The 18,734-nt window shown below is 48.0% G+C and carries 16 protein-coding genes; all 16 read left to right on the forward strand.

Annotated elements, in window-relative coordinates; genetic code table 11:
• Positions 1-21 precede the first annotated feature (21 nt).
• The 16 genes from ACOI06_RS08620 (at position 22) to ACOI06_RS08695 (ending at position 18,586) form a co-directional block, all read left to right on the forward strand.
• Positions 22-1,302: an NAD(P)/FAD-dependent oxidoreductase gene (locus tag ACOI06_RS08620; RefSeq protein WP_420662123.1), complete on the forward strand. Its 1,281-nt coding sequence runs from the start codon at positions 22-24 to the stop codon at positions 1,300-1,302.
• Between the two features lie 59 nt (positions 1,303-1,361).
• Positions 1,362-1,682, forward strand: a complete 321-nt coding sequence (locus tag ACOI06_RS08625; RefSeq protein ID WP_420662124.1) for a 2Fe-2S iron-sulfur cluster-binding protein — start codon at positions 1,362-1,364, stop codon at positions 1,680-1,682.
• 90 nt (positions 1,683-1,772) lie between these two features.
• Positions 1,773-2,672, forward strand: a complete 900-nt coding sequence (locus tag ACOI06_RS08630) for an NAD(P)-dependent oxidoreductase (protein ID WP_420662125.1) — start codon at positions 1,773-1,775, stop codon at positions 2,670-2,672.
• 260 nt (positions 2,673-2,932) lie between these two features.
• Positions 2,933-3,787, forward strand: coding sequence for an amidohydrolase family protein (locus ACOI06_RS08635; protein ID WP_420662126.1), 855 nt, complete (start codon positions 2,933-2,935; stop codon positions 3,785-3,787).
• Between the two features lie 114 nt (positions 3,788-3,901).
• A complete protein-coding gene (locus tag ACOI06_RS08640; RefSeq protein ID WP_420662128.1) occupies positions 3,902-4,900 on the forward strand; it encodes a DctP family TRAP transporter solute-binding subunit in 999 nt (332 codons plus the stop codon).
• Positions 4,901-5,416, forward strand: a complete 516-nt coding sequence (locus ACOI06_RS08645; RefSeq protein WP_420662129.1) for a TRAP transporter small permease — start codon at positions 4,901-4,903, stop codon at positions 5,414-5,416.
• Complete coding sequence (locus ACOI06_RS08650) at positions 5,413-6,684, forward strand: TRAP transporter large permease (RefSeq protein ID WP_420662130.1); 1,272 nt, start codon at positions 5,413-5,415, stop codon at positions 6,682-6,684. The genes ACOI06_RS08645 and ACOI06_RS08650 overlap by 4 nt, the downstream gene beginning before the upstream one ends.
• 127 nt (positions 6,685-6,811) lie before the next feature.
• Positions 6,812-7,585: a class II aldolase/adducin family protein gene (locus ACOI06_RS08655; protein ID WP_420662131.1), complete on the forward strand. Its 774-nt coding sequence runs from the start codon at positions 6,812-6,814 to the stop codon at positions 7,583-7,585.
• 57 nt (positions 7,586-7,642) lie between these two features.
• Positions 7,643-8,608 (forward strand): ZIP family metal transporter, encoded by a 966-nt coding sequence (locus ACOI06_RS08660; RefSeq protein WP_420662132.1) that lies wholly within the window; start codon positions 7,643-7,645, stop codon positions 8,606-8,608.
• Between the two features lie 253 nt (positions 8,609-8,861).
• Positions 8,862-9,113, forward strand: coding sequence for a helix-turn-helix transcriptional regulator (locus tag ACOI06_RS08665; RefSeq protein WP_420662133.1), 252 nt, complete (start codon positions 8,862-8,864; stop codon positions 9,111-9,113).
• 1 nt (position 9,114) lies between these two features.
• Positions 9,115-10,410: a type II toxin-antitoxin system HipA family toxin gene (locus tag ACOI06_RS08670; protein WP_420662135.1), complete on the forward strand. Its 1,296-nt coding sequence runs from the start codon at positions 9,115-9,117 to the stop codon at positions 10,408-10,410.
• A 172-nt stretch (positions 10,411-10,582) separates the two neighbouring features.
• Positions 10,583-12,043: a DUF3375 domain-containing protein gene (locus ACOI06_RS08675; RefSeq protein WP_420662136.1), complete on the forward strand. Its 1,461-nt coding sequence runs from the start codon at positions 10,583-10,585 to the stop codon at positions 12,041-12,043.
• Complete coding sequence (locus tag ACOI06_RS08680) at positions 12,030-12,740, forward strand: DUF4194 domain-containing protein (RefSeq protein ID WP_420662137.1); 711 nt, start codon at positions 12,030-12,032, stop codon at positions 12,738-12,740. Before ACOI06_RS08675 ends, ACOI06_RS08680 begins: the two co-directional genes overlap by 14 nt.
• Positions 12,737-16,111 (forward strand): ATP-binding protein, encoded by a 3,375-nt coding sequence (locus tag ACOI06_RS08685; RefSeq protein WP_420662138.1) that lies wholly within the window; start codon positions 12,737-12,739, stop codon positions 16,109-16,111. The genes ACOI06_RS08680 and ACOI06_RS08685 overlap by 4 nt, the downstream gene beginning before the upstream one ends.
• The gene (locus ACOI06_RS08690; RefSeq protein ID WP_420662140.1) at positions 16,098-17,294 is read left to right on the forward strand and encodes a Wadjet anti-phage system protein JetD domain-containing protein; all 1,197 of its coding nucleotides are present in this window, start codon (positions 16,098-16,100) and stop codon (positions 17,292-17,294) included. Before ACOI06_RS08685 ends, ACOI06_RS08690 begins: the two co-directional genes overlap by 14 nt.
• Before the next feature lie 242 nt (positions 17,295-17,536).
• Positions 17,537-18,586 (forward strand): FUSC family protein, encoded by a 1,050-nt coding sequence (locus tag ACOI06_RS08695; protein ID WP_420662141.1) that lies wholly within the window; start codon positions 17,537-17,539, stop codon positions 18,584-18,586.
• Positions 18,587-18,734: the final 148 nt, after the last annotated feature.

Below are 18,734 nucleotides of genomic sequence, written 5' to 3' on the forward strand. Positions count from 1 at the left end.
TGTTGTGCTCAGGAGTAAGAAATGAGTGATTCAGTCATTATTGTGGGTGCTGGGCACGCTGGAACAACACTGGCTTTTCGTTTGCGTAAGCTGGGCTTTCAAGGGCAAATCGAGCTGATTGGGCAAGAGCCTGATCTTCCCTATCAGCGACCTCTGTTGTCTAAAAAGTATCTTTTAGGTGAATCTGCAGATGAAGACTTGCATCTGAAAAACTTAGAGCAATATCATCTTAAGAATATCCGCTTACGCTTGTCCTGCAAAGTGACCGAAATCGATGCCGATAGACGGTTGGTGCGTCTATCGGATGACACGGAACTGGCCTATCGATATTTGGTTTTAGCAACAGGTAGCCGTGCACGGGTGCCTGAAGCGGATTGGTTTACCTCTGCAAAAAACGTCCATGTGCTACGCACGGTTGAGCATGCACGAACTTTGCGAGCATCTTGGCGCAAGGATCAGCATTTGCTCATAGTTGGAGGTGGCTATGTGGGGCTGGAAGCGGCGGCTGTGGCACGTGCATTGGACATGCAGGTCACACTCATAGAACGTTCGAATCGTATTTTGAGCCGAGTAGCATGCGAGGCGACTTCGGATGTTGTAAGAGATTTGCATTTGCGCAATGGCGTTCGCATTTTTGAGAATACAGGGCTTGATCATTTGAAGTTGCAAGCCTGTGTTGAGCCTGATGCGAAGAATCGCCACATGCTGGCACATCGTGCGCATCTGAGTACAGGTCAGATTCTCGAGATCGACCAAGTGCTCATAGGGATTGGTGCGATTGCCGAAGATTCGTTGGCTAGATCAGTGGGCCTTGTCCTGAACAATGGCATTGCTGTAGACGCTCAGATGCGTAGTTCAAACCCAGATATTTTGGCGATTGGTGATTGTGCCAGTATGGAATTGTTAGGACAGAGTCGCCGTCTGGAGTCTGTGCCCAATGCAATCGAGATGGCAAACGTAGCGGCGCAAACGATCGTGGGCAATCCAAAACCGTATCGAGGCGTGCCTTGGTTTTGGTCTGATCAATATGATCTCAAGTTGCAAATAGCCGGCATCAACACAGGTCATAGTCAAATTGTTTGTACAGGTGGGTCTAGCGATGACGCAGCCAATCCGTCGGTGTGTATTTGGTATTTCCAGAGTGATCGGCTCATTGCGCTAGATGCCTTTAACGATCCTAGGGCTTTTATGTTAGGTCGGCGCTGGATTGAATCTGATCTGAGTCCGTGTCCTTTGGCATTGTCCGATAAAAACATGAACTTACAGACGCTTGTACTGCGTCCCACACCCCGCTTGACGTAGGTGCAGAGGGAGGCTGCAGTCGATGCATAAACGTTTAGAGAGTAGCAAGGAGCTCATTCATGCCAAAAATTATTTTCATGAGTCACGACGGAATTGAAAGCGTTGTAGAAGCAAATTCAGGCCAATCATTGATGCAGGCTGCTGTGCAGAATGGCGTATCGGGTATTGAAGCGGATTGCGGAGGATCGTGTGCTTGTGCGACCTGTCATGTTTATGTGGATGAAGCGTGGCTTAACCGATTACCACCAATCCAGATCGCTGAAGAAGGCATGCTGGAGTTTGCTCTAGATATGCGTGATAACTCTCGGCTTAGCTGTCAGATCCCTGTGACTGATGAGCTCGATGGTTTAGTGCTTTATGTTCCACAAGAACAGGCTTAAACAGCTTGAATGGACATCATGTCATCCGATCTGAAACGGATGGAAACCAGACACGATTAAAAACAAATAATGAAAGGAGGAGAAAAAGTGATGAAAGTCGCTGTAGTAGGACTGGGGAATATGGGCGGACGTATTGCAATGCGTTTAATTCAGAGCGGATATGACGTCACGGTGTTTGATGCGAATAAAACCGTCCAGCAGAAGTATGCCGAACAGGGCGCAAAAATTAGTGATGATTTAGCGATTTTGGCAGCGCAATGTGATGTCATCTTCACAGTTTTACCCAATGCACAAATTGTTAAAGCGGTCGTGCTGGGTCAGGACAATCACCCCGGTCTGATTGGTGGCTTGCGCCCTGAGTCTATCGTCGTAGATATGACCACATCCGTTCCAGAGATCACTCACACGCTTTCGGACCTGCTTGCAGAACAAGGTGTGCATATGTTGGATGCGCCCGTGACAGGGGGAGTCTCGAAAGCAGAGTCTGGGGAATTGACCATTATGGTGGGTGGACAAGCGCAGATTCTTGAGCGAGTTAAAGCGCCATTAATGGATTTGGCACAAACCATTATTCATGTGGGTGGCACGGGTGCAGGACACACTGCCAAAGCCCTTAACAATCTGATTACAGCAACCACATTGACGATTACCGCGGAAGCCATGGCCATTGGTGTGCGAATGGGGCTAGATGCCGGCAAGTTGCTGGACGTTATTAACAATGGTAGTGGTCGCAGTGCTGCCAGTGAACAAAAATTTCCTGCACAGATTCTGAGTGGAAAATTTGAACGCGGCTTTACGGTGGCACTTATGACGAAAGATCTCGGTATTGCGTTGGGCATGGGGCAAGTCAATGGAATTCCTGCCCCTGTCTCGGCCGCCGTGAATGAACTCTGGAAAGCCAGTGTCTGTGCTGGACTGGGAGAGGAAGATCATACGGCTATTGCCCAGTACGTTGAAAACATGGCGGACGTGAAGCTTAGATACGTCTAAGACTGAAAAAGTGAAGGCTTTTCTTTCATCTCTGGCGTTAGGAATAGGTTGTTTGATGAAACATTTTCACTATATGAAAATATTTCGCTAAAACTCCAGAGAATCGCTGGCAGTCAGCGAGCCCCTCATATACCTTTTGTTTTGCAAATGACAACTATAAATAACGACTGGAGATGATAAATATCAATAAAACATCAGAATGTATGTTTGGTTTAGAACAAAAAACTCCGACCAAGATGTGACAGAAAAGTGAGGAAACTTTGGAATACTTACCCTTTGACACCAATTTAAAGCCAGCTCGAGCAAAGCTTCCCAGAGGCACCTGTGATTGCCATTTTCACTTCTTTCAGGATTTTGATCGATTCGCACTCGCAAAGACGGCCGTTTATAAGCCGACACCGGCCACGATCGAAGACTATAGAAAAATGGCCCACGCGTATGGGATTGACCGTGGCGTTTTGGTTCATCCCAGTGTGTACGGTTCTGATCATTCAAGCTATGAGGTTTTTATGGCTGAAAATCAGGACTGGTTACGTGGTGTGGCGGTATTGCCTGCGGATGTCGATGAACAAACGGTTGCTCGTTTGGATGCATTAGGTACACGAGGTACCCGCATTAATCGTAGTTTTGCAAACGGGCCCAGCGATCGAGAAATCGAAAATATCATTCAGAAAGTCAAACCATTTTCGTGGCACGTTCAGCTTTTTGCACCGTTAGTGCAAGAGGCCGGCTTGTTAAAGCGTATTGCAGACCAGGACGTGGTGGTCGTTGTTGATCATCTGGGTCACACGTCTAGCTCAGAGCTTTTGGCCAGTCATGAGTTTGCAACACTCACGGAATTGATGCGTCAAGGTCAAGCTTGGGTCAAGCTTTCTGCACCTTATCGTTCCTCGGAACAGATGCCTGATTACGCTGATTTGCGGCCTTTGGTTGATGCTTTGTTGAAAGCGAACCCCGATCGACTTGTTTGGGGAACGGATTGGCCACACCCCCACATTACGTCGATGCCTAACGATGGTGATCTGGTTGATTTGCTGTTTGATTGGCTACCTGATGAGTCTTTGCGACAAAAAGTATTGGTCGACAACCCAACTCAGTTGTATTGGGATGCGTAAATTAACACGGTGTGTTTGAGTGGCTAGTTCACGGCAACTTATTCACGCAGCGTTATGGATAGAAGATATCCAGTTTTATTTTATAAAAAATAATTTTTATCTCAGGAGACAAAAATGAAATTACTACCTAAGCTTTTAGCAGTTGCTGCAACCTGTTGTGTCGTCGGCATTTATACGGGGGCCAATGCGCAAACCAAAATCCCCCTGAAATTAGGCTGGACGACGACGGATGCGCAAACGGACCCTTATGCAATTGGAGCACGTGCTTTTGCGCAGGCTTTGAGTGAAGATCCGAACGGTAAAGTGTTTGATGTTCAGTTCTACCCTAATCGTCAGTTAGGCGATGAAAAAGCATTACTTGAAGGTCTCAGAATGGGTACCGCGCAAGCTGGGCTTATTACCAATGCAGTTACCTCTCAGATTGAGCCAGCTTTTCTCTTAAATGATCTGCCGTTTTTGTATAGTTCATCCGATCAGGCTTATGAAGTGCTAGACGGGGAAATTGGTCAAATACTTGCTGACAAAATTAGTTCTAAAGGAATTACCCTCATGGGTTATATGGGTGGTGGATTCCGAAACATGATTAATAATGTGCGTCCGGTTAGTACGCCCGAAGACGTTGCTGGTGCAAAGTATCGCGTGATGCAAAGCCCGATCTATATCGGGATGTACGAGGCGTTAGGTGGTAACCCAGTGCCCATGGCTTGGAGCGAAACCTACACAGCAGTTCAGCAAGGTGCGCTCGATGGTTTGGAAATTCCCCTGTCTGTCATTGATTCCACAAAATCTTACGAGATCGCCAAATATCTCTCACTCACGAACCACACTTTCTCTGTCATTGAACTTTTGTTTAATAAACGCTGGTTAGACAAGTTGACACCTGCGCAACAGGAGGCGATTGCCAAAGCGTCCAAAGTGGCAGTTGAAAAGCAACGAGTGGCCAGTGAAGAGAACGCGAATCAGTTAGTGACTGTACTGGCAGATAAAGGCATGGTTGTCAATGAAGTTGCGAGCATGGATCAGTTCCGTGACAAAGTGAAACCAGTCTATGAGCAGTTCCGCCCGCAAATTGGAGCGGATCTTCTTGACAAGGCTTTAACGAGAGTTCAGTAAATGTTAGGGCGCCTTTCATTCATTCACGCAATGCTGCGCCGATTGAATACAGCGATCACTTTGCTGGTTAAGTGGGTGGTCGTTGTACTTGCTCTGGGGATGGCGTTTTGTATCTTGTTTCAGATCATCATGCGATATGTTTTTAACAATCCGCCTGTCTGGACCGAGGAACTGGCCTTATTGCTTTTTAGCTGGAGCATGTTGTTGATGCTTGCCGTGGGCGTCAGAGAGGCATTTCATGTCCGCATGGATTTGTTTCTGGCCTGGCTGCCTAAAACTGGCAGCCAGGTGATAGAGCGCATCATTGATTTTGCCATTGCCGCATTTGGTGGGTTCCTAGCTTGGTCTGGGGCTGAGTACATGGAGATGATGGCTGGCTCAACATCGGCAGCAATTGCTTATCCGATTAATGTGTTGTACGCCGTTGCACCAGTCTGTGGCGTGATGGTGTTTCTTTTTAGTCTTGAATTGTTGCTTGATCCGAAACGATTTGAGAGACAGGAGGATGCATCATGAGTGATGTGATCTGGGTCCTGACGATAAGTTTCACATTGCTCGTGATTCTTGGTTTTCCGTTTGTTTTTGCAATTGGTATCACGGTTGTTCTAGCACTGATTGTGGCTGATTTGTCCATCATGCTGCTGCCACAAACCTTGGTTGCCAGCTCTCAGTCATTTAGCCTCTTAGGCATTCCGTTTTTCATGTTAGCGGGCGAGTTGATGCTTCAAGGCGGTTTATCACGGCGCTTAATTGCTGTGGCAGATGTATTTGTACGGCATTTGCTCGGTGGGCTTGGGCATGTGACAGTCGTTGCATCCTGTATTTTTGCATCAATATCAGGATCTGCACCAGCCACCACTGCGGCCATTGGTTCTGCCATGATTCCTGCAATGGCTCAGCGAGGCTATTCAAAAGCTTATGCCACTTCACTCGTTGTCAGTACCGGCGTATTGGCACCGCTCATCCCACCTTCGATTGCTTTCATCATCTGGGGTGTGATTGCAGAACAATCGATTGCCACATTGTTTCTTGCAGGCATTGTGCCGGGGCTGGCATTGGCAGTTGGGCTCTCAAGCCTAGTCGCTTGGCGGGCTCATCGTGAAAACATTCCGCGACTAAAGCGTGCATCTTTTGCTGAGGTTAGGGTTGCTTTTAGAGAAGGTATTTGGGCGCTACTTGCACCGGTGCTGGTTTTGGGGGGAATCTATGGCGGTATTTTTACGCCAACAGAGTCAGCCGCAGTCGCTTGCCTTTACAGCTTTGTCATTGGCGTATTTGTCGAGAAAAAACTCAAACTTCGTGACGTGCCGGCCGTGATTTTGCAAGCCATGAAAATCAGTGCAGTGGTGATGGCGGTCGTGGCAGTTTCTGGTGGTTTGGGTGTGATTGTGGCGCAAGAGCAGTTAGCCACAAAATTCGCAGCGTTTCTGTCAGCAACCGTCTCTGAGAAATGGATGATGTTGCTGTTACTGAATCTGGGCTTTTTCTTATTAGCTGCTGTGATGGATGAAGTGGCTTTGATGCTGATTTTTGGTCCTTTGCTGATCGCGATTGGCAATCAGTTCGGGATTGATCCCATCCATTTTGGCGCAATGATTGTGACCAACGTTGCGATTGGAATGGCCACACCACCCGTCGGATATTGTCTGTTCGTCGGTGCATCGGTCAGCGGGGAAAGCCTTTGGTCAATTTCTAAAGCGATCTGGCCGCAGATTCTCGTCATGCTCATTGTTTTGATGCTGGTCACCTATTGGCCAAATTTTTCTTTATTTTTCATTAAGTAAGACACCGTACTGTGATGATTCGCATCAGGCTGCGTTGTTTATTTAAAACGGATGTGCCGGAACTGCCAAGTCTATTGAGTTAATTATCCGTACAACATAATGCATTTTTAATATTTGGAGATACACCATGAATAAGATGAACACCGATAATGTTCGAGATCTGGTTTCTGAGGCAGAGTGGCAAGCGCGCGTTGAGCTGGCAGCTTGTTATCGGTTGATGCCAATGTTTGGTATGAGCGATCTCGTCTATAACCACATCACTTCGCGCATCCCAGGCGAAGAAGGGCGCATCCTCATCAATGCATTTGGATTAATGTATGAAGAAATTACAGCATCCAATCTGATCACAATTAATGTTGAAGGCGATGTGTTACTCAACCCGAACGAAGACTACGAAGTCAACCGCGCCGGCTACGTGATTCATAGCGCTGTCCATGGTGCCCGTCATGATGTTGGATGTGTTATTCACACCCATTCACGGGCTGGTATGGCAGTGTCTGCGCTTAAGTGTGGCTTGCTACCTCTGACGCAAACAGCCATGCGTTTTGCAGGCAGTATGACTTATCACGATTACGAGGGACCAGCTGTTGACCTTGATGAGCGTGCGCGTCTTGTCGCGGACTTGGGCGAAAACGATGTCATGATTTTACGTAATCACGGTCTTTTGGTTGCTGCGCCCAACGTACCTGAAGCGTTTAACAAAATCTATTGGTTAGAAATGGCGTGCAAAGCGCAAATTGATGCCATGTCCTGCAATACAGAGCTGAACTTTCCTGATCCGGAGGTCATTGAGAGAACGGTTCATCTGTATAAGCCCGAGACTCGCAGACCTTATGGCCTGATGGAATGGCCTGCGATGTTGCGTATGTTGGATCGTCGTGATGCGTCGTACCGAAATTAAGATTTTGTAAGCGTTTATTCGGCAGCTTCTATTCCAGTAGGAGCTGCCACTTATGTTTTGAAGAACCGGAATCGACTGAGTCGCATGCGCCAAAACCCCATATCTCCCGTCTATCCACAGCCTTTCTGGATCAGACGTTTATATAAACACACCCAAAAACACCGCAAGCATCTTGCTCTGCTGATCGGTGCGTTCTGTGTGTTGTTGCTGCTTTGGGTTTTTGCATGGCTTAATCCCCTAGAAAACCGAAGAGAAGTGACCAGCTTGGCGTTGTTAGGAGGTCTGGCCGGATTTGTCAGTACAACGTTGGGCGCCATCCCTGCTTTATTAATCAAAAAACTTCAGCAACGAACCGAAGATGTCATGCTGGGCGCTGCCGCGGGGATGATGCTTGCAGCCACATCGTTTTCGCTCATTCTTCCAGGGCTTGAAGCAGGCATAAACCTAACAGGACATATGGTTTGGTCAGCCACCCTTGTCGTGACTGGGATGACAATTGGTGTGCTTCTCATGCTTGGTTTAGAGGCTTTAACACCACACGAGCATTTCAAGCTCGGCCCCTGTGGTCCTGGGCATGAGCGTTATGCGCGGGTCTGGTTGTTCGTATTTGCAATAGCCTTACATAATTTGCCAGAAGGCATGGCAGTTGGTTTTGGGTTTTCTCGGGGTGATTTGACCGTTGGAATTCCATTAACCTTGGCGATTTCATTACAAAACCTACCTGAAGGCCTTGCGGTTGCAATGGCGCTTCGAACTGTGGGCGCTAGTCGCTGGACTGCGCTTTGGATTACGGCTGCGACTGGACTTTTAGAGCCATTGGGTGCGCTTATCGGCGTGAGCCTTGTGGGAGGTTCTGCCTTTGCATACCCAGTTGGCCTCGGGTTGGCTGCGGGTGCCATGATATTTGTCGTTTCTCATGAAGTGATTCCAGAAACGCACCGCAATAACCATCAGACTCCGGCTACTTTGGGATTGATGGGTGGATTTGCACTCATGCTGGTGCTAGATAGCATCTTGATTTGATCGGTTTTCAATAGATTGATGTGGTGTGTCTAAGTAGGCTTGATCGTGCAATTGCGCGTCTACGTGACTATCGTATGTCAGCATAAGTCTGCCAAATATTTTAATATAAAGTGTTGTTTTACTCCATAAAACTTCCCGATCGGGAAGTTTTATGCCTAAGTTTGAGTTTTTTGATAAATATTTCCCGATCAGGAAATATTGCTTGATTCATTCTTTAAGTTGATCGATAATTTCCCGATCGGGAAAAAAATTAATGATGACCTCCATTCGAACGACAAAGCAACTTGGTGACGCATTACGTGCCGCACGCAAGCAATTGAGCTTGACGCAGCCACAGCTTGCACTGGCTGCGGGTGTTGGTGTGCGCTTTATTGTTGATCTAGAAGCAGGCAAACCTACATTGCGTTTAGAAAACGTAATGCGCGTGATTGATGTATTGGGTGGAACGTTACAGATCATTGACCTGCCATCGGATACATCTAAGAATTTCTCTAGAGGCAAATAGCATGGCGCGTGAACTTGATGTTTGGCTGTGCAATCAAAAGATTGGTGTTTTATCCCTTATCGATGGACGGTTGTCTTTTTGTTACACGCCGGTTTGGCTTTTGCGGGCTGATGCAATTCCTTTATCTAGCTCTTTGCCGTTACAGGTAGATCCGTTTGACGATCAGCATACCCGCCCCTTTTTTTCAGGGTTGTTACCGGAAGGGCAATTAAGACGCATCATTGCTCAGAAATTTCAAGTGTCGCGTCAGAATGATTTTGCGTTGCTTGATCACATCGGTGGAGAGTGCGCTGGTGCTATCACCTTATTGAGACCAGGGGAGTTAATCACTCAATCCCAGAATGAACAAGATATTCAATGGTTAAACGATGAGGAAATTGTTGCACTGCTGGCGGAACTGCCTCATCGACCAATGTTGGCTGGTCGAGATGGTCTGCGGCTTTCACTAGCGGGTGCGCAAGATAAGCTACCTGTGGTTTTTGATGGTGAACGGATCGGCCTACCAAAAAATGGAGCACCCAGCACGCATATTTTGAAACCGGCTATTCGCGCTTTAACGGATACGGTGATCAATGAAGGTTTTTGTCTGGCACTGGCTGATGCCATGAAACTCAAACCAGCGAGATCTCAGATGCGAATCGTACAAGGACAGAGGTTTCTTTTGATTGAGCGTTACGATCGGGTGATTAATGAGCAAGGCCAGCTGCAACGTTTACATCAAGAAGATTTTTGTCAGGCGTTAGGTGTGGTACCTGAAATGAAATACCAGAACGAAGGGGGTCCGAATCTGGCGCAGTGTTTTGAACTGATCCAACGTCTTACACGCCCGAGTGCGCCACATATTTTACGCATGTTGGATTATGTGATCTTTAACGCTTTGGTTGGCAATAACGATGCGCATGCTAAGAATTTTTCACTGCTTTATGAAGGGAAGTCCCCTGTTTTAGCACCTTTTTATGATGTGCTTTCAACAGTGGTCTATCCGAACCTGACACCGAAAATGGCGATGATGATTGGTGGTAAATACAAGTTTAGTGAAGTACAAACGCGGCACTGGGATCGGTTTCTGGAAACATTAGGTCTCAATGTGGCTCAAGGTAGAGCTCGGATTCTGACCTTGGCAAAATCGATGCCGGCTATTGCGCGTGATCTTAAGTTTGATGTATCGCGCGGTTTTGCTAACTATGATGTAGTGGATCAAATTGTGGCCGTGATCGAACAACGTTGTGCCTTAACTGAAAGAAGACTGACGTCACTTTCTGTCGATTTAAAGGATGAGTCCGGGGCATCTATTTAATTGCCGATTGTATTTGACGCTTGTTACAGCAACTAACAAACCAACCGCGCTGACATCACTAAGATTCGTAGGCCGTCGGATTGTTATGATCTAGCAAACCATCCTGAGCCTGCTGTTATGCTGAAATTCGGATAAGCACTCAGGATAAACACAGCTATTATTCGAATTTGGTATGAAAGCAGACAAAGCCATCGCAACCTATCAACGTCTACGAACGCAGCCTTTGTGGCGTTTGCTTGCTTCGGCTCATGGACCCATCGTCATTGGTCTATTACAGACCCATCTTTATGAAAACGAACGTAATCTGCCCGCCTCTATTTTTCATGAGCGAATTGCACGGGCATTGGAAGAATTGCGCGCCCAAGGGGAAGACTTTCCGCAGACAGCACAAGCGTATGTTGCGAGCTGGTTGGTTGATGGTTACCTAGAAAGACGCTTTCCGCCGGGTTCTACAGAAGAAGAGTATGAGTTGTCCACGGCTGCAGTCGAAGCGATTCGGTTTGTTTCCGGTCTAGAACAACCACATTCGGCCGCGACTGAAAGCCGATTAACTTTAGTGATTGAGGCGTTGTCTCGGCTTGCAGAGGATACAGATACCGACAAGTTTCGTCGTGTCGATCGACTGATGGCTGAACGTGCTCGTATCGATAAAGAAATCGATGCCATCGAACAGGGTCAAATGCGGGTATTGCCGCATTCCACTGCGCTTGAGCGTACGCGTGAGATCATTACATTGGCCGATGACCTTGCGGGTGATTTTCGGCGTGTTCGTGATCAGTTTGATCAGCTCAACCGTAATCTACGTGAGCGAATTATGGACAGTGATGGCAATCGAGGAGAGGTGCTGGATTCTCTGTTTTCTGGAATTGATCTCATTGCCGAAAGTGACGCAGGCAGAACTTTCTCGGCTTTCTGGCGATTGCTGACGGATCCGGAGCAGGCGGCAACGCTCGACCAGGCCCTTGATAACGTCATGTCGCGTACGTTTGTTGATCAGCTTGATATGAAGGAGCGACGTTTTTTGTTGCGATTGACGCGAACGCTTCTTGAGCAAGGTGGGATGGTTCATGATGTGTTGCAAACTTTTGCACGCAGTTTGAAGCATTTTGTGGAAAGTCGTGAATACTTGGAGCAGCGTCGATTGAATCGAGTGCTCAGAGAGGCACAGCGTGCAGCACTGACCTTAAAAGATGAAATCAGGGTCACCGAAACATTGCAGTACACATTAGAACTGACAGGTAGTCGCTTGCGATCTTTGTCTCAATGGGTGTTGCATGATCCTTCTTTGCAAGCGGCGCCCAGTCAAATGATGCAAGGTGAAGCGGCACCTATTGACCTAGAGTCGGTCAGTGACTTGATTGCGCATTCAGAGATCGATTTTCGGACTTTAAAACTGAATGTGGTAGCGGTGTTGGAAAAACGTTCGCAGGCCTCAATTGGGGACGTATTGGATCAATATCCAGCGGCTCAGGGTTTAGGGAGTGTGGTCGGTTTGTTGGCACTCGGTAGTCGACATGGATTGAAATCGGATGGGCAAGAAATGGTGAGCTGGATTGGAGACGATGAGGTGCATCGAAGTGCCAGAATTCCGAAAGTTTTCTTTTTGAAGGAGCGTGTGCATGAGCTGGTCTGAAGAGGATGAGAACGTTGCACAAGAAGGTGAAGCGGCGCAGACAGACACGGATGTCCTTTTTGTAGGCGACTACGGTGAACTTGCGCTAGAGACGCGTCGAGTATTAGTGCAGTTACTGGCGGGTCCATCGCTGGATGCGCGCCGACATTCAAAGCTTTGGCCAATCTTAGTGCGCGATGAAATTGCCGTGCGTCGGTTTCTGGCTGAGTTGTTTCTAGAGCTTGTGGTCGATCTGGACATGCAAGTGGCCTTTACACGTCAAGCGGATACGGGTGAACTCGATGTTCCAATTCTATTGCGACGTGTGCAGCTCACTTTCATTGACTCTATTTTGTTGCTATACCTTCGCCAACGATTAACGCAAGCGGAGTCTCAGGGCGATCGTGCGGTAGTTTCCACCGAAGAAATCACAGAGTTTCTGTCTCTCTATGAACGGGCCGCCAGCACGGATCGGGCTGGGTTCGTAAAGCGAGTTCATGCGTCTATAGAAAAGATTAAAAAGCACAGCATTCTTCAAAAAATACGTGCAAGTGACGATCGTTTTGAGGTGTCACCCACATTAAAACTTTTGTTTTCAGCCGAGGAAATTCAAGGCTTGACCCGTTTGTATCAACAAATGATTGATGATGACGTTCCATTACAAACGCCGCAATTGGCTGTTGATTCTGGTACGGATGAAGAGGAGATTGAGCCATGATGCAGCAGCCACAAGCCATCTCTTTGTTTTCTCGCGAGCAGTTCCGGATGACTCGGTTGCAGGTGTACAACTGGGGGACTTTTTCAGGACTGCATGACGTTCCGATCAGTGAACGAGGCTTTTTGTTTGTGGGACGTTCGGGAGCGGGTAAGTCTACGCTACTGGATGCGTTTTCAGCTTTGCTCGTGCCACCCCGGTGGGTTGACTTTAACGCAGCCGCGCGTGAAGCGGATCGCAGCGGCCGAGACCGAAGCCTAGTGACCTACATACGAGGTGCTTGGGCAGAACAAAAGGATGATGATTCGGGTGAAATTGCCACACGTTATTTGCGTTCAGGCACCACGTGGTCAGCTTTGGCTCTGACTTATCGCAACAACTTAGACCAGTATGTTGTCCTGGTTCAAGTGTTCTGGCTTCGTGGCAATGCGAATGGTAATGCCGATGTGAAGCGTCACTATCTTGTTTTGGAACGAAATTTTGAACTCAATGAGCTCGAGGATTTTGGGCAGTCCAATTTTGATATTCGAAAGCTCAAGCAATCGTTGCCAGATGCTTTTGCACGCAATGAATTTCGTCCTTATTGCGAGCGGTTTTGTCGCCTGCTTGGCATTGAAAGTGAAATGGCTCTGCGCTTGTTGCATAAAACTCAGTCCGCAAAGAATTTAGGCGATCTCAACACGTTCTTGCGTGATTTTATGCTCGATAAGCCTGAAACCTTTAAAGTGGCAGATCGCTTGGTCAGTGAGTTTGGTGAGTTAAACGCTGCCCATCAGGCAGTTGTAACTGCGCGCGAACAGGTTCAGACGCTCGTGCCGGCCAGAGAACAATATGAGCGCCGAACGTCTTTGATACAGGAGCGCAACGAATTAGATGAATTGCGCCTAGGTGTCGACAGTTATCGGGAAACCCGTCGTATTGCGCTTTTGAAGCAACATGTCGAGTCTTTGGAGATACAAGCCAGCGGCTCGCAAGGTGAAGTTAATCGACGTCAGCAAATTCTAGATAATCATACGGTTGCTTTGCGTGATTTGGAGCGTCGTCATCGGGAAGCCGGTGGTGATCAAATTGAGCAATGGGAGGCGGAGAAATCTGGGCTTGAAACCCAACGCAATGAGCGCATGCGTAAACGAAACCAGGCTGAGGACGTGTGCCAAAAGCTTGGTTGGCACTTCCCAGATTCACCCCAAGGCTTTGCGCAGCTGCTAGGCAATGCACGTCAAGAAGTTGAAGGCTGGGAGCAACACAGTAATGAAAGCCGCGAGGAACAGTTTCGTCTTGCTGCTCAAAAAAGAGATGCAGAGACGTTATTTTCTGAGACCGTGAAAGAAGTGCAGGCACTTCAAAGCCAACCATCCAATATTCCTGCCGATATGCTGGCCATGCGTCGCAACATCGCTCAAGCGATCGAGGTGTCAGAAACAGCACTTCCATTTGTTGGGGAGCTCATTGAAGTCAAGCCAGATGAGTCCGCTTGGCAAGGTGCCATTGAGCGTGTTATGCGAGGTTTTGCGCTTTCTATCCTGGTGGATGAGCGACATTATTCGGCGTTGGCAAATTATCTTAATCACGCTCACCTTGGACAGCGCTTGGTGTATTACCGAACGGATCGTTCGGCATCGCGCCAAACCCGACCCATTGGCATGGGATCGATGGTTTTGAAGTTGAATGTGAAAGACGGCGTGAATACGGAATGGTTACAAACCGAATTGCGACAGCGTTTTGATTATGCGTGTGTGGATTCTGTCCAATCGTTTAGAAGCGCGGATCGTGCGATCACCCGAGAAGGGCAGATTAAACATAGCCAAACCCGCCATGAAAAAGATGATCGCAGAAATGTCAGTGATCGACGCAATTGGGTGCTTGGGTTTGATAACCGCGAGAAGCTTGACTTGTTTAAAGCCCAAGCTCAGGAACTCGCTGAAACGATTACTGATCTTCAGAAAAAGATTGAATCACTGGCTAATCAGGATAAGAACCGCGCGAATCGGGCCATGCAGTGTCAGATGCTAGTGAACCTGCAGTGGCAAGAGGTCGATGTCATCCCGCTGTTAGATCGTATCTCGATGATCGAACGTCAGATTGAAGAGGCGCGCAAAGGCAATGAGGCTTTGTTGCAAATCAGTGATCTGCTTGAGCAGCAAACCAAGCGGGTGGATCAGGCGGATCACGATTTGCGTGATGCAAAGGTTGCGTATGACGCCACACTCAAACAAATCAGTGAAAGCCGACAACGACTTGAAACACTTCTTCAAGATGTCTCGATTGTTGCTTTGACACCGCATCAGACGCAAGGGCTGGACGCCTGTTTTGAGAAACAATCGGGTGCAATTCGACTAGAGAACCTCGATAGAGTAGCCACGGCAGTTGAGCGCAGCTTAAATACGGACATCAGTGAAATCCAAGCGGGTGTTGGTGTTTGCGAAAGAACCATCGAAACGCACTTTGCGGATTACAAGCGGCAATGGCCGATGGATGCCGGCGACATGGACACCACCATGGCCAGTGCGTCAGACTTTTTTGCCAAACTGACTCGGTTGGAAACGGATGGGTTGCCAGCCTATGAGCAGCGGTTTTTTGAGTTGCTGCAAAACCAAAGTCACCAGAATTTGGCTGCGTTGTCGACGTATCTGAATGATGCCCGTAAAGCCATCTTAGAGCGCATGGAACTGGTCAATGAAAGCTTGGGTCAGGTGCCGTTTAATCAGAGCGTGGATCAACGCACTTATCTTCGTATTGATGCCAATGACCGACAGCTTGCAGAGGTTCGGGAGTTTAAACAAGAGATTCACCAGACACTGAGTCATGCATGGTCCGAAGATCGCGAGTTTGCTGAAGAACGGTTTTTGGTTTTGCGCCAAATGGTGGATCGCCTTGCAAGCTCAGAACCAGAACAAAAGCGCTGGCGTGAAACGGTTCTGGATGTGCGCCAGCATGTGGAGTTTGTTGGGCGAGAAATTGATGAAGGCGGCGTTGAAGTTGAAATTTATCGCAGTGGCGCTGGCAAATCAGGTGGTCAACGTCAAAAGTTGGCGACTACGTGTTTGGCTGCTGCGCTTAGATATCAACTCGGTGGACATCACTACGGTGTGCCGATGTATGCGCCGGTCGTTTTGGATGAAGCTTTTGATAAGGCAGATAATGAGTTCACCGCTCTGGCGATGAATATTTTTGCCAACTTTGGCTTTCAAATGGTGGTTGCGACACCTTTGAAGTCAGTCATGACCCTGGAGCCTTTCATTGGTGGTGCCTGTTTTATCGACATCAGTGATCGACGAGTCTCTGGTGTGCTGCTGATTGAATACGATTCTGAACAGCAACGACTCAAGTTGCCAGCGCAGACGCAAGAGGACGGTGCCATTGAGGCTTCCTGAAGAGGTTCACAAGTTGCTCGTTCGCCGTTTTCAGCGTAAGCATCGGGAATGGCTCGTGGGTGATGCCCACGATCAGCAGTGGCCGTTGGAAGTTACGCTGGGCGTACCGACTGAGCAAACCGCACTTAAGCAGATTGACGGTGTTCGTGCCTGGGTGCAGGCTTGGCGAAGCTGGCAAACCAGTGGGCAGAGTGTGGGCACATTGTCGTGGTGCGAGCGACGCTGGAGAACGCTGGGTGTACAGAGTTTGCCAGACAAGCTGTCATTACAAAATGCACAAGAGGTCGCTTTGTGGGCTGGTGAACTGACCAGATGGGAGCGAGCGAAATCTCGCTACCAGACGCTTGTCACGCGCTGGCCAGCGTTGGAACGACAACTTGCGAAGTATTTTGAAGTTCTTGCTGATTACGACGACATTGATTTTCGTCGAATGGTTGACATGTTGGACTGGATTTTTAGCAATCCTCATTCCAATCTGTATCCACGGCAAATTCCGGTCGTAGGTGCCGACAGTAAATGGCTGGAAAGCAGAAAAAGTTTGATTTCTGATTTAATCGGCGTCCTTCGGGGTGATTTGGCAGATGATCGCGACTTTTTTAGTCGATGTGGCTTGAAGGCACAACCGCAATTAATCCGTCTGAGAATCTTAGATCCTTCGTTGCGGGTACGTCTAGGTGGCTTGAGCGATGTGAGTGCACCGATTGATGAGGTGGCGAGACTTACAATCGAACCCCAGAATGTTTTTATTGTTGAGAACCTGCAGACCGGCTTGGCATTTGAAGATTTGCCTAATAGCGTTGTCATCATGCGCTTAGGTTATGCCGTCGATGTCTTAGGTCAACTGCCTTGGTTGCAACAGGCACGATGTTTTTACTGGGGCGATATGGATACACATGGTTTTGCGATTCTGAATCGTGCACGGACATATCTTCCTAATCTCCAATCTGTGCTCATGGATGAAGCAACGCTTCTAAGTCATCAGAGTCTGTGGGTTCAAGAGAAAGACCAGCATCCCGCCAGTGAGCTTGGATTGCTCACCGATGCAGAACAACGAATCTATGCTTCACTCAAAACTCAGACTTATGGTCAGCAAGTTCGGCTTGAACAAGAACGAATAGGTTGGGACGGGGCGTGGACTGTGATTCAAACTGTTTCAGCACAAGACGCGGATAGTGGTGAGTGAATAGGTTTTCTCGACAGTTTGTCGTAGAGTTTGTGGCCAGACTGGATAAGCTTTCAACACCCAATGAATCATTGCAAAACTGCACCTTGGGAGGTACAGTCGTAAAGATTGTCGTCTCTGAAACATCTGAGTCACTTCCACAATGTGTATTGGCGGTAGGGATTGATAGGAATCGCGTCTGAAGGTCTTTGCGCTATAAATTCCTTTAATATCCATGTGACGAACTGAAAGAGCAGAATCACATGACAAACTCCTCGAACGTGACTGGCTTGACGCTTCACAATCTGTTGCAACTAAAACCCGCAACATGGAATTGGGGGCGTTGCTTACGTGCTGCGTTCTGCGTGGGTGTGCCTTTTTTGATTGGGGTCGCGGTTGACGACATCATGTCGTGGATGTGGATCGCCATGGGCACATTAATGATGACGACAGGCGAGCGCGGCGCGGTTGCTTACGGTCCTCGCGCACTCGGTTTGTTGGGGACCGCTTTATTGGGTGCAGCGGGTTATCTGTTTGGTTATCTGAGCCTTGTCCCTTTCGGTTACACCATTGTCGTGATGGCGGTTGTTGGCTTTCTTGCGGGCAAACTGAGTCAGCGAGGTCCTAACTGGTCAATTGGTTTTTTGCAGTTGTTGCTCACAGCCAGTATCGCCATCGGGGTGCCCAGTATCGGCACATTCTGGTGGTCTTCAGTGTTGTATTTGGTGGGTGCGGTTCTCTATGTGATGGTTTTGGGGATTGAGGCGCTTTTGGTTCGCTCAGTGCCCGCGTCAAGCGTGACCCCTAACACGCCCCATAAAACGCCCAGTGTGACAAACACTGTGGGAGCCATCATTCTGTCAGTGAGCCTGACGATTGCGTATGCATCGCATTTTGTGATCTCAGCCAGTCATTGGTTCTGGATCCCATTGACTGTTGGGCTCATTGTGAAACCTGATTTAGGAAATATCTTTGAACGTTCGGTTTTGCGTGCTATCGGAACCGTCTTTGGTGTCCTCATTGCAACCGCGCTCTTGATGGTTTTTTCAAAGGGGGGTTGGTTAGCGTTTAGTCTGGCATTGTTGGCAGGTGTTTTGCCATGGTGTATGGCACGCTCTTATGCGTTACAAGCCATTGTCTTGACGCCTTTAGTGTTGTTGCTGGTCGATATGATCATGCCAGGTGCACACAACATTAATTATGGTCTGCAGCGTTTAATCGACACGGTGATTGGTGGCGTCATTGTCATCCTGACAGGCTATCTGACATTATCTGCATCTAAATTTTTGACAAAAGATTCAAAAAATATCTAACTCAACGGTTTTTGTCTTCAAGCGTTAAATTGGTTTGGACATACGGTTTCACTGCACCGTTTACATCACACTGTTTACGCCACACTAAGTGGCAGAACCTAAACGGTAAAAATGAGGTCTGAAATAACAGCACGCCGATACGATTTGT

The organism is Orrella sp. 11846 (assembly GCF_048820935.1).
In the GTDB taxonomy this organism is placed as follows: Bacteria; Pseudomonadota; Gammaproteobacteria; order Burkholderiales; family Burkholderiaceae_B; genus Algicoccus.